The following is a 14,971-nucleotide window of genomic DNA, read 5'->3' as shown; positions in this document are numbered from 1 at the left end:
AAGTAAACGCGCAAAAAAGGGAAAAGCATTTGATCCTGCCTAAGTGCATATCCCTTTCGCACGTGTACATCCTTGTTGTTAAGCGAATCAGACTAAAGTCGTATTAATTTTCATTGAAAATCAATAGTAAAGCTTTGATCCTGATCACATAAACCGCGCCAATATATCATACGCTGGCAAATTGACACCCCACCAGGCGAGCATTTTTTACCCTTGGCGCGGCCAACGTGCCGCCTCGAAATCCAGACACCCAGAAACCACAAAACCCCTGACTTCTTTCGAAATCAGGGGTTCTGGTTACATCGAATTTGGCGGTGAAGGAGAGATTCGAACTCTCGATACAATTTCTTGTATACACACTTTCCAGGCGTGCTCCTTAAGCCACTCGGACACTTCACCGTATCTCTTCAAACATGTTCTGTCTGTCGAGGCGCGCTAATGTAGTCGAAAGCTTTTCTGATGGCAAACTTTTTTTGCAGAATTTTCATGTGCTTAGCGGTTTAGAGGTTCCGGGAGCATTCCGGGCCATGGCAAACCTGCCAATCTCTGGCTTCGTGCTCTCCTATATAGAGAGGGGAATGCACGGCGGGAGCGGCGGGCTACGCTTGCCCGGCGGGGAAAGGGTGACTGGCGGGTCAGTCACGGCGCTTTACCTGGCCTGCGGCGGTGGGTAACGTCTGCCCCAACTTTCATACAAGGAATAGCGTCATGAGTGAGTTGATTTCCTACCACCTCGAAGACGGTATCGCGACCCTGACCTTGAGCAACGGCAAGGTCAATGCCATCTCTCCGGACGTGATTGCTGCGTTTAACGCTGCGCTGGATCAGGCAGTGACTGATCGCGCAGTGGTGATCATCACCGGTACGCCGGGGATTCTGTCGGGCGGTTATGACCTGAAGGTGATGACAGCAGGCCCTAAAGAAGCCGTATCGCTGGTGACGGCTGGCTCGACATTGTCCCGTCGTCTGCTGTCGCACCCGTTTCCGGTGATTGTTGCGTGCCCTGGGCATGCAGTGGCCAAGGGCGCGTTCCTGTTGTTGTCGGCGGATTACCGCATTGGTGTCGACGGCCCGTTCAGCATTGGCCTGAACGAAGTGCAGATCGGCATGACCATGCACCACGCCGGCATTGAGATCGCCCGTGATCGCCTGAGCAAGGCAGCGCTGCATCGTTCGGTGATCAACGGTGAGATGTTCAACCCGAAGAGTGCCGTGGATGCAGGTTTCCTCGACTTGGTGGTGTCGCCCGAAGAGCTGCAAGGCGCGGCGCTGGCAGCGGCTCGTCAGTTGAAGAAGATCAACATGACCGCGCACAAGAACACCAAGCTGAAAGTGCGCAAGGCACTGCTGGACACCCTGGACAACGCAATCATCCAGGATCAGGAGCATTTGGGTTAACCCAAAGATGCTGCACCGAAAAGCCCGACCATCGTGTCGGGCTTTTTCATACACGCTCTGTGGAAAAGTCTACAACCCCTCTAGAACAGATCTGACCAACTAGTCGGAAACATGCGCTCAAACATCGGCTATCTCCTACCTCTATAGAGGCAATTGCCGAAAACAGTGCACATCCGTACACTGCGCCACCTTTTGTCCCGGTGGGGCCTGTAAATGCTGTTCGTGTTTCGTATGTTATTGATGGGCCTGCACTTTATTCTCGCTGGTGTGCTGGGGGTGATTCTGGGGCTGTTTCGCCCGTTCAACCCGGACAACAGCCGTTTGTGCGCGCGCCTCTATGCGTGGCCGGCAATGTGCATTTTGCGTTTGCGAGTGAAGGCCGACGTCGGGCCATTGATGGACAAACCCGAGAGCTGCGTGATCATCGCCAACCACCAGTCCAACTATGACTTGTTTGTTTTCGGCAACGTGGTGCCCCGCCGCACCGTGTGCATCGGCAAGAAGAGCCTGAAGTGGGTGCCGTTGTTCGGTCAGTTGTTCTGGTTGGCCGGTAATGTGTTGATCGACCGTGGCAATGCGCACAAGGCGCGCCAGTCGATGCTGACCACCACGCACACCTTGCAACATGAAGACACCTCGATCTGGGTGTTCCCGGAAGGCACGCGCAATCTGGGCGAAGACCTGCTGCCCTTCAAGAAAGGCGCGTTCCAGATGGCGATCGCGGCGGGCGTGCCGATCGTCCCGGTGTGTGTCAGCAGTTACGTCAAACACATGCGATTGAACCGCTGGCGCAGTGGGAAAATTCTGATCCGTTCTTTGCCGGCCATTCCAACTGCCGGACTGAGCCTGGACGACATGCCGCTGCTGATCGCCCAGTGCCGCGAGCAGATGCGCGAGTGCATCGCCTCGATGGATCGGCAACTGCAAGCCGCATGAAACAAAACCCGCCCTGTGCGGGTTTTCTTTTGCCTGCGAACTTTTGCCTTCGAACTCTGCAGATTTCACTGACTCTCAAGCGGTATAGAAGGATAAGCTGAACACTGCCTGCTACTAATAAGAAGTGAAGCTGAATCATGGGTAGAGTTGTTGCTGCTGCGGTTTACAGCGCTGGTAAGAAGGTCACCAATATCACCCTCGACGAAGGCGCTGCCTGGGCCGCCAAGCCTGGTCACTTTGTCTGGATCGGCCTCGAAGAGCCGAATGCCCAGGAGCTGTTCAATCTGCAACGCCAGTTCAACCTGCACGAACTGGCCATTGAAGACGCCCTGGAAAAACACAGTCGACCGAAGTTGGAAACCTTTGGCGATGCGCTGTTTATCGTCACGTATTCGCCGATCCGCCATGAAGGAAAGCTTGAGTTCATCGAAACTCATATCTTTGCCGGCAACGGTTACATCATTACTGCGCGTAACGGTCATTCGGCGTCCTACGCTTATGTCCGCCAGCGTTGTGAGGCGCGTCCACTGTTGCTGGAGCACGGGGAAGATTTCGTACTCTATGCCATCCTCGACTTTGTGATTGAAAACTATCAGCCGATGGGCGAAGCGATCCATGCAGAGATCGATGAGCTGGAACGTAACGTCATGTGCAGCTCCCTGAACGAGCGCGACATTCAAAAACTCCACAGTCTGCGCCGCGATGTATTGCGTTTGCGGCGGTATGCGGCGCCGATGGTGGAAATCGGTGAAGAGCTGCAGAAGCTGAGTTTTCCGTTCATCGACAAGAACATGCGCCCGTACTTCCGCGATGTGCAGATCCATGTGACCCGGCAGATGGAAGACCTGACGACCCTGGCGGACATTGCCAGCCAGACTATTGAAGTCGGGGTGTTGCTGGAGGCGTCACGGCAGAGCGTGGTGCAGCGCAAGTTTGCGGCGTGGGCGGCGATTCTGGCGTTCCCGACGGCAGTGGCCGGGATCTATGGGATGAACTTCCAGAACATGCCCGAGCTGACCTGGCATTACGGGTATTTCGCGGTGCTGGGGTTTATTGCGGTGGGGTGTGTGAGTTTGTGGGCGAGTTTCAAGAAGTCGGGGTGGTTGTAAACAACACAATCGCTGGCAAGCCAGCTCCTACAGGGAACCGTGTACCCCTTGTAGGAGCTGGCTTGCCAGCGAGGCTTTTCAGCTTCAAACAGTTTCTGGTTTATGCGCCACAAACCGCATCATCCACTCCGCAACGGTCGCGCCATGATGCTCATGCTCAAGGCTCGCCATGCCTTTGGTATACACCTGCTCGCCCAACGCTTCCTGACGAATATCCAGCAAGGCTCGCGAGTAATCGTGAATGAATTCCGGGTGCCCCTGGAAGCACAACACCTGATCGTTGATGTGGTACGCGGCAAACGGGCAGAAATCGCTGGAAGCGATGACCGTGGCGTTTTCCGGCAGCGACGTCACCTGGTCCTGGTGGCTGATCAACAACGTCAACTCTTCGCGCACCGGGCTCATCCACGGTGCCTTGGCGGCGAGTTTGTAACTGTGGGTGCCGACGCCCCAGCCCTGGGTCGCACGCTCGCTCTTGCCGCCCAGCAGCAGCGCCAGCAACTGATGGCCGAAGCACACGCCCAGCAGTTTGTCGCCGCGTTCGTAGCGGGTCAGCAGGTAAGCCTTGAGGGTTTGAATCCATGGGTCGGTGCCGAAGGAATCGGCCTTGCTGCCGGTGACGAGATAGGCGTCGAAGGCCTCATCATCACTGGGGTATTCGCCCTGCATCACGTTGTAGACAGTGAACTCGGCCGCGATGGGTTGTTGCGAAAACAGACGCTGGAACATCTGCCCGTAACCCTGATATTGATCGACCAGTTCCGGACGCAGGATGTCGGTTTCCAGAATGCAGATGCGTAACGACATAAAAAATACCTGACACGTGATGGGAATAATGCACACCCCAGAGCCTGCCTCGAAACACCGTTCCAAGGCAAGCCCCACGAGTCGTCATCGGTCCCTTAAAACACCTCCCCTTTGGCCGCTTTCTCCAGCAGCAGCGCGGGTGGCGCGAACCGTTCGCCGTACTGCTCGGCCAGGTATTGCGCACGCGCGACGAAGTCCTTCACGCCGTACTGGTTGATGAACTGCAGCGCGCCGCCGGTCCAGGCCGCGAAACCAATGCCGAAGATCGAGCCGACGTTGGCATCCGCAGTCGAGGTCAGCACGCCCTCCTCCACGCAACGCACGGTTTCGATGGCTTGCACGAACAGCAGGCGATCACGCACGTCCTTCGGTGAAATCTGCCCGTCTGCCTTCTCGAAACGACTTTTCAGCGCTGGCCACAAGTGCTTCTGGCCACCGGCCGGGTATTCGTAGAAACCACCGCCTGCCGCTTTGCCCGGACGCTTGTATTCGTTGAGCAGCAAGTCAATCACGGCAAACGCCGGGTGCTCAATCAGTGGTTTCCCTTCCGCTTGCAGGTCTTTGGCCGTTTGTTGACGGATATGGCTCATGAGGCTGAGGGAAACTTCGTCGGAGATCGCCAGAGGCCCGATGGGCATGCCCGCCTTGCGCGCTTCGGTTTCGATCATCGCTGCGCTCACGCCTTCGCCGAGCATGGCAATGCCTTCGTTGGTGAAGGTGCCGAACACCCGTGACGTGAAGAAGCCACGACTGTCGTTGACCACAATCGGGGTCTTCTTGATTTGCAGGACGAAATCGAAACCGCGGGCCAGGGTTTCGTCGCTGGTGCGGGCGCCCTTGATGATTTCCACCAGCGGCATTTTTTCCACGGGGCTGAAGAAATGCAGGCCGATGAATTTGCTTTGGTCCGGTACGGCAGTAGCGAGCCCGCTGATCGGCAGAGTCGAGGTGTTGGAAGCGATCACCGCGTCCGGGCCGACGACCTGTTGCGCGGCTGAAGAGACTTTGGCTTTCAGTTCGCGGTCTTCGAACACGGCTTCAATGATCAGGTCGCAACCGGCCAGATCGGCGTCACTTTCAGTGGTTTTGATCCGCGCCAGCACTGCGTCCCGCTGTTCGATGCTCAACTGTCCCCGGGTAATCTTCTTGTCCAGCAACGCCGCCGAATGAGCCTTGCCCTTCTCTGCTGCCGCCAGGTTGATGTCCTTGAGCACCACTTCGATACCGGCCGAGGCGCTGACAAAGGCAATGCCGGCTCCCATCATCCCCGCGCCCAGAACTCCCACGCGACGCGTCACGTAAGGTGCAAACCCTTGAGGTCGCGAACCGCCGGCATTGATCTCGTTGAGCTGGAACCAGAACGTGCCGATCAGGTTCTTCGAGATCTGGCCGGTGGTCAGCTCGGTGAAGTAGCGGGTTTCAATCAGGTGCGCCGTGTCGAAATCCACCTGAGCGCCTTCCACTGCGGCGCAAAGAATCTTCTCTGGTGCGGGCATGCAGCCCTGGGTTTTAGTGCGCAGGATCGACGGTGCAATCGCCAGCATCTGTGCGACTTTCGGGTTCGACGGCGTACCGCCCGGAATCTGATAGCCCTTCACATCCCAACGCTGCACCGCCGTCGGATTGGCCAGAATCCAGGCGCGTGCCTTGCTCAGCAGTTCATCGTGATCCAGCGCCAACTCATCGATAAAGCCCGCCTGCAAGGCTTGTTGCACGCGGATTTTCTTGCCTTCAAGCAGATACGGCAGCGCTTTCTCCAGACCGAGCATGCGCACCATGCGCACTACCCCGCCACCGCCCGGCAACAGGCCGAGGGTGACTTCCGGCAGGCCGAGCTGCACCGATGAATTGTCCAGCGCCACGCGGTGATGACAGGCCAGGCAGATTTCCCACCCCCCCCCCAGCGCCGCGCCGTTGATTGCGGCGACTACCGGTTTACCCAGGGTTTCCAGGGTGCGCAGTTGGCCCTTCAGCGTCAGCACCATGTCGTAGAACGCTTTGGCTTCAGGCTTGCCGACCTTGATCAGTTCATTGAGGTCGCCGCCGGCGAAGAAGGTCTTCTTCGCGGAGGTGATGATCACGCCGGCGATGCTGTCTTTCTCGGCAACCAGTCGGGCGACGCAAGCGGCCATGGCCTCGCGGTAGACCGCGTTCATGGTGTTGGCGCTCTGGCCCGGCATGTCGATGGTCAGGACGACGATCTGGTCCTGCCCTTTTTCGTAACGAATGGCTTCAGTCATGAAGAGAATTCCTTGAAATCGTGGCTCAGAGGCGTTCGATGATGGTGGCAATGCCCATGCCGCCGCCGACGCACAGGGTCGCGAGGCCAAAACGCAGGCGCCGGGTTTCCAGTTCATCGAGCAGCGTGCCGAGGATTGCGCAGCCTGTAGCGCCCAGCGGATGCCCCATGGCGATGGAGCCGCCATTGACGTTGACCTTGTCCGGGTCGATGGCCATGTCCTTGATGAATTTCAGCACGACGGAAGCAAACGCCTCGTTGACCTCGAACAGGTCGATGTCTTCGACCCGCAGCCCGGCCTTGGCCAGCGCTTTGCGGGTGGCCGGTGCCGGGCCGGTGAGCATGATTGTCGGGTCGGTGCTGGTGACCGCCGTGGCGACGATTCGCGCCCGTGGCTGCAAGCCGAGCGCACGCCCCTTGGCTTCGGAGCCGATCAGCATCAACGCCGCACCATCGACGATCCCCGAACTGTTGCCCGGCGTGTGCACGTGGTTGATCCGCTCCACGTGGCTGTAGACCCGCAATGCCGTGGCGTCGAAACCCATTTGCCCCATCATCTCGAAACTCGGCTTGAGTTTGCCCAGGCCTTCCAGGGTGGAGTCGGCGCGGATGAACTCATCGTGATCGAGCAGAATGATGCCGTTCTGATCCTGCACCGGCACCAACGATTTGCTGAACGAACCGTCGGCCCGGGCCCGCGCCGCTTTTTGCTGGGAGTGCAGCGCGTAGGCATCGACGTCCTGGCGGCTGAAGCCTTCGAGGGTGGCGATCAGATCGGCGCCCACGCCTTGCGGAGTGAAATGGCTGTGCAAATTGGTTTCCGGGTCCAGCGCCCAGGCGCCGCCATCGCTGCCCATCGGCACCCGTGACATCGACTCGACGCCACCGACCACCACCAGGTCTTCGAAGCCGGAACGCACTTTCATCGCCCCGAGGTTGACGGCCTCCAGCCCTGACGCGCAGAAGCGGTTGATCTGCACGCCCGCGACGCTGACGTCCCAATCGGCCACCTGTGCGGCCGTTTTGGCGATGTCCGCACCTTGATCGCCGACCGGCGTCACACACCCCAACACCACGTCATCGACCTGACTGGTGTCCAGCGCCGTGCGCTGTTGCAGCGCCTTGAGCAACCCCGCCACCAGGTTCACCGGTTTGACACTGTGCAAGGCACCATCGGACTTGCCCTTGCCACGGGGCGTGCGTAACGCGTCGAAAATCAAAGCTTGGGTCATGACGTCCTCGAACCTGGCGGTGAAAATACTGAGCCCTCACCTTATGCCGAGCCACCGCCGATTCAATGACCGCAATGCTCACTGACGTTGACGGACACGCTCAGACGGACGGTAGTGTGCTACCGGATTGATCGTTTCAGGACACCGAGATGTCTAGCAAAAGGGCGGCAAAGAAGCTGGCAATAGGCCTCATGCCTTTTTTAAAGCAATAAGTGAGCGCTCCATACGAAAGGGATCTAAGTCACGAGTGACGCGGGCCCTAAGGTGAACATATGCGAAGTTGTCGTCGGGTTTTGCCGAGGCGCTCGCCTTACAGGAAGTGCAACGCTCTGCCGTCATGGAGATATGCAGGCAGGCATCAGGAAATAACAAAAAAGGCGGTCAAGCCATGTTCAAACATTCGAAAGTACGTCAAGCCGGGCTCATTCTTTTCGCTACTACGTTGCTGTTGATTTTGCCGAACCTGACGAAGGTGATCGGCTGAGTCTTTATTAAAAAATCGGCGCACAGTTTCCATCGCCTCTTAAAAATGTGACTGGCTCGCTACCCGGGCCGGCGTGGGTGTGCCAACCTTTGCGGCACTTCCACGACATGGACGGCGATCTGTTGAAAACGCTCATTCTGCTCGGGGCCTTGCTGTTCGGCTCGCCCCTTTATGCCGCACAGCTGAACCTGGAGCTGGGCGCACACAGCCGCACCTGGCAGACCGAGGAATTGCTCAAGCATCCTCAGGTTCAGACCATCACCATTACCAACGACGTTTCCTACAAACGGGACATGAGCTATCGCGCCGTGCCCCTGGCGGCGTTGTTGAGCGGCATCAAGCCTGACGATCACCTGCAAGCTGTGGCACTGGATGGTTTTGCTGCCGAACTGGCTGCCGCGCCGTTGCTCAACAGCCAAGGTGCGCGAGCATGGCTGGCGATTGAAGACCCGACAAAACCGTGGCCGGCGCTGTCGGCAGACAAGCCCAGTGCCGGGCCGTTTTATCTGGTATGGACGGATCCGCAGGCGGGCAATATCAGCCCCGAGCAATGGCCCTTTCAAGTGGCTGACATCAAACGCATGGCGCCGGTGGCCGAGCGCTTCCCTGCCCTGCTGCCGGATCCGGCGCTGAAGGCGGACGACCCGGTGAATGTGGGGTTTGCGCTGTTCCAGAAGAACTGTCTGGCGTGTCATCGATTGAACGGTGCCGGGGATGCGCAGTTCGGGCCGGATCTGAACATTCCGTTTAACCCGACCGAGTATTTCGGGGCGGATTTTTTGAAGCGCTACATCCGCGATCCGCAGAGTTTGCGGCAGTGGCCGCAGGCGAAGATGCCGGGGTTTTCGGCGGCGGTTTTGCCGGATGGGGATCTGGAGATGTTGGTGGGGTATTTGAAGCACATGGCCGGGCGCAAAACCAAGCCCTGACACTATTTCCATGTGGGAGCGAGCCTGCTCGCGATGACGGTGGCACATTCAACATGAATGTGACAGACAGACCGCTATCGCGAGCAGGCTCGCTCCCACAGGTTTTTGCGGCGAACAGACCTATTGCTGCTGGACTGAAATCACCGGCATCGGCATCGGTGTCGGCGACACAAATACCTTTGCGTGCATCTGCTCGCACCCGCCGCCCCGACGCATCCCGCGTACCGGGCAGGCATCCAGGTAATCCAGGCCCACCGCCAGTTTCAAATGCCGCTCCGGTCGCGCCAGTTCATTGGTCACGTCAAAGCTGTACCACGCGTCATCCAGCCAGGCTTCCGCCCACGCGTGGCTGGCCAGATGCTCGCTGTTCTCGCTGTACAAATAGCCCGACACATAACGCGACGGAATACCCAGGCTGCGGGCGCAAGCGAGAAACGCGTGGGTGTGGTCCTGACAGACACCCGAACGCCCGGCGAAGGCTTGCGCGGCGCTGGTGTCCACTTCGGTGGAGCCCGGCGTGTAGGTCATGTGCGAATTCAGGCCATGCATCAAGTCGATCAATGCCGCGCGGTCCCGGCGCTTTTTGCACGCCTTCTCGGCGAACGCACGCAAGGCTTCGTCGGCCTCAGTCAGGCGCGTGAAGCGCAGGAACGGCAGCGCCGACTGGCTCTCGTGCTCGGCTTCACGCAGTTCGTCGATGTCGACCTGGCCACGGGCGCCGATGATGATCGCTTCATGCGGCTCGTCCATGGTCAGCACGTGCAGGATGTTGCCGAACGGATCGAGTTGCGCACGCACCGGGCGCGGCAGATCGAGTTGCCAACTGAGCACGTGCTGGCGCTCGCTGTCGTGTGGGGTCAGTCGCAGGTACTGGATGCTCGCCCGCACCTGATCTTCATAGTGATAGGTGGTCTCGTGGCTAATGGAAAGTCTCATGCAGCCTCCAGGTAGGAACTGTGTATGGCGTTACCCAACTGGCGCACCAGCGGGATGAACTCGGTCAGCCAGGCGTGCAGGCCTTCGTCGAGAATTTCGTTGATGCCGGTGTAGCGCAGGCGTGCGTCCATCTCGGCGGCCAGACGTTGCGCAGGACGACCATTGGCCCCCGGCAGTTGAGCGAGGATCTGGTCGATTTCTTCGGTGCACGCGCGCAGGGATCGCGGGACATCGGCGCGCAGCAACAGCAGTTCGGCCACATGCCGGGCGCCGGGCGCGTCGCGGTAGATCTCGGTGTAGGCCTCAAACGACGACAACGCCCGCAACAAGGCACTCCATTGGTAATAGGCGTGAGCCGTGCCGTCGCTGACCGCTTCGGCCTGATCGCCCGCCATTTCGTAGCGAGCATCGAGCAGGCGCAAGGTGTTGTCCGCCCTTTCGATGAAAGTGCCCAGACGAATAAACCGGAACGCATCGTTACGCATGATCGTGCCGTAGGACGCGCCACGAAACAGGTGGGAACGTTCCTTGATCCACTCGCAGAAACGGCTCATGCCGTAGCGACTCAAGCCTTGATCGGCGATGCCGCGAATTTCCAGCCAGGTGGCGTTGATGTTTTCCCACATGTCCGCGGTGATTCGCCCCCGCACGGCATGCGCACTGGCCCGCGCCGAACCGAGGCAGCTGTAGATGCTCGCCGGGTTGGCCGCGTCCAGGGCAAAAAAGTGCAGCAGCCGTTCGGCATGCAACTCGCCGTGGCGTTCGAGGTAATCGTCCAGGGTGCCGGTGATCAGCAGCGGCATGGCGAGTTCGTGCAGACCGTCACCGCGGCCATCCTGCGGCATCAGCGACAGCGAATAACTGATGTCGAGCATCCGTGCGAGGTTTTCCGCCCGCTCCAGGTAACGCGACATCCAATACAAATCCGAGGCAGTTCTACTTAACATGGCAGGCTTCCTTCAATCCTCGACCACCCAGGTGTCCTTGGTTCCGCCGCCCTGGGAGGAATTCACCACCAGGGAGCCTTCACGCAGGGCGACACGGGTCAAACCGCCGGGCACAACCCGGGTTTCGCGGCCAGACAATACAAACGGACGCAGGTCGATGTGGCGTGGGGCGATGCCGTTTTCGACAAAGGTCGGGCAGGTCGACAGGGACAACGTCGGTTGCGCGATATACGCGTGGGGCTTGGCCTTGATTCGCTCGCGGAAGGATTCGATTTCCGCCGCCGTCGCCGCCGGTCCCACCAACATTCCGTAGCCGCCGGAGCCCTGGGTTTCCTTGACCACCAGTTCTGGAAGATTGGCCAGCACGTGGGACAGTTCGGAGGGATTACGACACTGGAACGTCGGAACGTTCTTCAGGATCGGCTCTTCGTCGAGGTAGAAACGGATCATGTCGGTGACAAACGGATACACCGACTTATCGTCCGCCACCCCGGTGCCGATGGCATTCGCCAGCACCACATTGCCCGAGCGGTACGACGACAGCAGCCCCGGAACGCCGAGCATCGAGTCCGGATTGAACGCCAGCGGATCGAGGAATGCATCGTCGAGACGGCGGTAGATCACATCCACCGCTTTCGGCCCGTCCGTGGTGCGCATGAACACCTTGTCGTCACGCACGAACAGGTCCGCGCCTTCCACCAGCTCAACACCCATTTCCCGAGCGAGAAATGCATGCTCGAAAAACGCGCTGTTGAAGCGACCCGGCGTCAGTACCACTACGCTCGGGTTATCGAGGGGGCTGGAGCTTTTCAGGGTGTCTAGCAGCAGGTTCGGATAATGATCGATCGGGGCGATGCGCTGCGCCGAGAACAACTCGGGGAACAGGCGCATCATCATCTTGCGGTCTTCGAGCATGTAGCTCACGCCGCTGGGTGTACGCAGGTTGTCTTCGAGCACGTAGTACGTGCCGTCGCCATCGCGCACCAGGTCGACGCCGGAAATGTGGGAATAGATATCCCGGTGCAGATCCAGCCCCTGCATCGCCAACTGGTATTGCTCGTTGGCCAGCACTTGTTCGGCCGGGATGATGCCGGCCTTGATGATGCGCTGCTCGTGATAGAGGTCGGCGAGGAACATGTTCAGCGCCTTGACCCGCTGGATGCAGCCGCGTTCGACGATCCGCCACTCACTGGCGGGGATGCTGCGTGGAATGGTGTCGAAGGGAATCAGGCGCTCTGTCCCCTGCTCGTCCCCGTAGAGCGTGAAAGTAATCCCGGCGCGATGAAACAGCAGATCGGCCTCGCGTCGCCGTTGTGCCAAAAGCTCGTCAGGCGTTTCGGCCAGCCAACGGGCAAACTCCCGATAATGCGGGCGGACCTGGCCGCCGGCATCGTACATCTCATCAAAATAGGTGCGGATCATGCCGTACTCCTTGTCACCCGGACATCCAGGCCTTCGCAAGGCCCGTGCCATCGGCAGAAACGCTTTGATATCAATCGGTTGGATATTCACATGATTAACACCGCACCAATCCTGTGCGGCAAATGCCCCAACCTGATCGCCCCCGCTTCATTGCGAAGCAATGCTGTCGCCTATCACCAGCATAGTCAGAGTTGATTTCACTGCCCGGAGGGGGATGCGGATAATTCGCGCATTCGCTGGAAATGCTCACCGAACTTCCCTTTTAGCCGCCTTGCTCAGGCGGCTTTTTTTTGTTTCGGGATTTGTGGCTGATGGTTTGGCGGTGATTGGGAGGGCGCCATCGCCAGCAGGCTGGCTCCTACAGGGGGCTTGATCGCCGCAAACGAAAACGGCCAACCCGAAGGTCAGCCGTTAGTGGATGTTGTCGCTGTTCATAGTGTTATGCGAGTAGCCCTCGTACCTCCTGCTTGACGCCCCATCCTTCGATGATGCCACCCAAAGGCTCGACCACCGCCTCGAAATCCTGCTCAAAGTCGCCGATGCCGTCATAGGTGGCGTACATCACTTTGCTCAGTTCCAGGGACCAGGCGCCGTCGTCGCGCACGCTGATTTGTGCATTCATGGATTCACCGCAGTAATGCCCTGCCGCCCTGCGTGCCCGCTCCTCGTCCGGGAAAATGGCGTAGAACTCGATGGGATGGAAACGTGAAAAATCGAAACCGCCTTCTTTCATGCGGCGCAGAACCGAGCTGCTGATGTCTTCTTGATAGGCTGTGCTCATGAAACGTCCTCCTGAAACAGATGGATAGACTTTCCGTACTCCCGACGCCGGCAACCGAAGGGTGCAAGCGCTGCGGCAAGCAAATTGCCGATGGGAAACAAGCATGTAGCTGACAAGACCAGACCTTAGCGATCCATTCGCTGATCTCGCTTGCAGAGTAGCCCCAAGTCGGAGCCGCTGCCAAGGCCTGGTTATTTCACGAGTGTTCCAGAGGGGGTATCAGACGGGAGTAATGCCGAGGATCTGGATGCTGTTCTGGGCTTTAAGATTCTTGACGCTTGCATCAGCAGTTCGCCCTTCCAGATCGTTCAGATCCAGTTCGGCGACGACAGGAAGGAGACGTTCCTTGATCAGTTTGGCGGCGTGCTCGTTGTCCGGGCATTCGTCGCACTCAAAAACTTCGTTGGCTGTTTCACCGTGATCATCCACGAAAGTGATTTTCCACTTTTGCATCACTGCCTCCTCGAACAAACCCGTAAATGGGCTTACATCCATCTGGACTTTTACCCAGACCGTTCGTTCAAACAGATTACGCCGTGCAAGCATGAAAAACACGGTCCCTGTAGGAGCGAAGCTTGCTCGCGAAGGCGGCATATCAGTCAATAAAAATGTCGACTGAAACACCGCTTTCGCGAGCAAGCTTCGCTCCTACAGGGGTTTTGCGTATTTCTTTAGTCGTTGCTTGGCTTGTTCACGGCCTGCAACACGTATTGCGGCAAGGCGAACGCGCCGATGTGGATTTCCGGATTGTAGTAGCGGGTGACGATGCCGCTACCGGCAAAGCGCTGTTGCAGGGTTTCGCGGGACAATTTGCGATAAGCGGTGTTGGTCGCGCCCCAGGCAAAAGTCATCGAACCGCCGATGTAGGTCGGTACGGCGGCCTGGTAGAAGTGCCAGTCCGGGAACAGGCTGCGCAGGCGGCCGGCGGTGGTTTTGACTTCTTCGATCTGCATGAACGGCGTGCCGTTCTGGGTCACCAGGATGCCGCCTTCGTTGAGGCAACGACGGCAGGCCTGGTAGAAGTTCTCCGAGAACAACACTTCGCCCGGACCAATCGGGTCGGTGGAGTCGGAAATAATCACGTCGAACTTTTCAGTGGTGGTGGCGACGAAACGCATGCCGTCGTCGATCACCAGGTTCAGGCGCGGATCATCGAATGCACCCTTGGAGTGGTTCGGCAGGAACTCCTTGCACATGTCGACCACGGTGCCGTCGATCTCGACCATGGTGATGTGCTCGACGTTACGGTGCTTGGCCACTTCACGCAGCATGCCGCCGTCGCCACCGCCGATGATCAGCACGCGCTTGGCGCTGCCGTGCGCCAGGATCGGCACGTGGGTGAGCATCTCGTGGTAGATGAATTCGTCGGCTTCGGTGGTCTGGATCACGCCGTCCAGCGCCATGACGCGGCCCATGCGCGGGTTCTCGAAAATCACCAGGTGCTGGTGTTCGGTGCGCACTTCGTGCAGCAGTTTTTCCATGCGAAAACGCTGGCCGTAGCCTTCGTAGAGGGTTTCCAGGTAATCGCTGGTTGGAGTGTTGCTCATGGGAAGTGCTCCGATGAATGCGGTGGCAACGGACGGTTACCCGCCCATGATGGCCAATCGATCAGCTCGATTGCCCGGGAAAGGCGCGCATTCTACGTCGCGGAAGATGACAGGTCGAACCTTCTGACTCCAAGTACCTGTAGGAGCGAGGCTTGCCCGCGAAGAACGATTACGCGGTTTAACTTATGGACCGCGTAATCGTTC

13 protein-coding genes and 1 tRNA gene are annotated in these 14,971 nt (G+C 58.6%); 4 read left to right on the top strand and 10 right to left on the bottom strand.

The genetic code is table 11. From position 1 onward, the window contains the following. Positions 1-309: 309 nt before the first annotated feature. Positions 310-399 (bottom strand) — tRNA-Ser (locus tag KGA82_RS20030). 309 nt (positions 400-708) lie between these two features. Between KGA82_RS20030 and KGA82_RS20025 the strand changes: the two genes are divergently transcribed. From KGA82_RS20025 to KGA82_RS20015, 3 genes are all read left to right on the top strand, one after another. Beyond that, complete coding sequence (locus KGA82_RS20025) at positions 709-1,398, top strand: crotonase/enoyl-CoA hydratase family protein (protein WP_008027327.1); 690 nt, start codon at positions 709-711, stop codon at positions 1,396-1,398. Positions 1,399-1,611: 213 nt separating this feature from the next. After that, a complete protein-coding gene (locus tag KGA82_RS20020) occupies positions 1,612-2,334 on the top strand; it encodes a 1-acylglycerol-3-phosphate O-acyltransferase (protein WP_008027326.1) in 723 nt (240 codons plus the stop codon). A gap of 137 nt (positions 2,335-2,471) precedes the next feature. After that, positions 2,472-3,443, top strand: a complete 972-nt coding sequence (locus tag KGA82_RS20015) for a magnesium and cobalt transport protein CorA (protein WP_008027325.1) — start codon at positions 2,472-2,474, stop codon at positions 3,441-3,443. 84 nt (positions 3,444-3,527) lie between these two features. Here KGA82_RS20015 and KGA82_RS20010 read toward each other — a convergent pair whose 3' ends face one another. The 3 genes from KGA82_RS20010 to KGA82_RS20000 form a co-directional block, all read right to left on the bottom strand. Beyond that, positions 3,528-4,250, bottom strand: a complete 723-nt coding sequence (locus KGA82_RS20010) for an amidotransferase (RefSeq protein WP_008027324.1) — start codon at positions 4,248-4,250, stop codon at positions 3,528-3,530. Between the two features lie 95 nt (positions 4,251-4,345). Continuing rightward, positions 4,346-6,490, bottom strand: a complete 2,145-nt coding sequence (locus KGA82_RS20005; RefSeq protein ID WP_223452056.1) for a 3-hydroxyacyl-CoA dehydrogenase NAD-binding domain-containing protein — start codon at positions 6,488-6,490, stop codon at positions 4,346-4,348. Between the two features lie 25 nt (positions 6,491-6,515). Next, positions 6,516-7,721: an acetyl-CoA C-acetyltransferase gene (locus KGA82_RS20000; RefSeq protein WP_008042192.1), complete on the bottom strand. Its 1,206-nt coding sequence runs from the start codon at positions 7,719-7,721 to the stop codon at positions 6,516-6,518. A 591-nt stretch (positions 7,722-8,312) separates the two neighbouring features. Between KGA82_RS20000 and KGA82_RS19995 the strand changes: the two genes are divergently transcribed. Further along, positions 8,313-9,134: a c-type cytochrome gene (locus tag KGA82_RS19995; protein WP_192226572.1), complete on the top strand. Its 822-nt coding sequence runs from the start codon at positions 8,313-8,315 to the stop codon at positions 9,132-9,134. 120 nt (positions 9,135-9,254) lie between these two features. Here KGA82_RS19995 and KGA82_RS19990 read toward each other — a convergent pair whose 3' ends face one another. The 6 genes from KGA82_RS19990 to speE form a co-directional block, all read right to left on the bottom strand. Next, a complete protein-coding gene (locus tag KGA82_RS19990; RefSeq protein ID WP_223452051.1) occupies positions 9,255-10,070 on the bottom strand; it encodes a transglutaminase domain-containing protein in 816 nt (271 codons plus the stop codon). Then, positions 10,067-11,017, bottom strand: a complete 951-nt coding sequence (locus tag KGA82_RS19985; RefSeq protein ID WP_008042189.1) for an alpha-E domain-containing protein — start codon at positions 11,015-11,017, stop codon at positions 10,067-10,069. Before KGA82_RS19985 ends, KGA82_RS19990 begins: the two co-directional genes overlap by 4 nt. 12 nt (positions 11,018-11,029) lie before the next feature. Continuing rightward, positions 11,030-12,439, bottom strand: a complete 1,410-nt coding sequence (locus tag KGA82_RS19980) for a circularly permuted type 2 ATP-grasp protein (protein WP_223452049.1) — start codon at positions 12,437-12,439, stop codon at positions 11,030-11,032. Between the two features lie 439 nt (positions 12,440-12,878). After that, positions 12,879-13,220 (bottom strand): ribonuclease E inhibitor RraB, encoded by a 342-nt coding sequence (locus KGA82_RS19975; RefSeq protein WP_008027314.1) that lies wholly within the window; start codon positions 13,218-13,220, stop codon positions 12,879-12,881. Between the two features lie 219 nt (positions 13,221-13,439). Then, entirely contained in the window at positions 13,440-13,673 is a 234-nt protein-coding gene (locus KGA82_RS19970; protein ID WP_008042188.1) for a hypothetical protein, read from the bottom strand. Positions 13,674-13,891: 218 nt separating this feature from the next. After that, the gene (speE, locus tag KGA82_RS19965; RefSeq protein WP_008027310.1) at positions 13,892-14,767 is read right to left on the bottom strand and encodes a polyamine aminopropyltransferase; all 876 of its coding nucleotides are present in this window, start codon (positions 14,765-14,767) and stop codon (positions 13,892-13,894) included. Positions 14,768-14,971: the final 204 nt, after the last annotated feature.

It is taken from the genome of Pseudomonas sp. BF-RE-22 (assembly GCF_019956155.1).
Classification (GTDB): domain Bacteria; phylum Pseudomonadota; class Gammaproteobacteria; order Pseudomonadales; family Pseudomonadaceae; genus Aquipseudomonas; species Aquipseudomonas migulae.
Note: the sequence above shows the minus strand (reverse complement) of the source record. Positions and strands in the feature narration are given on the sequence as shown.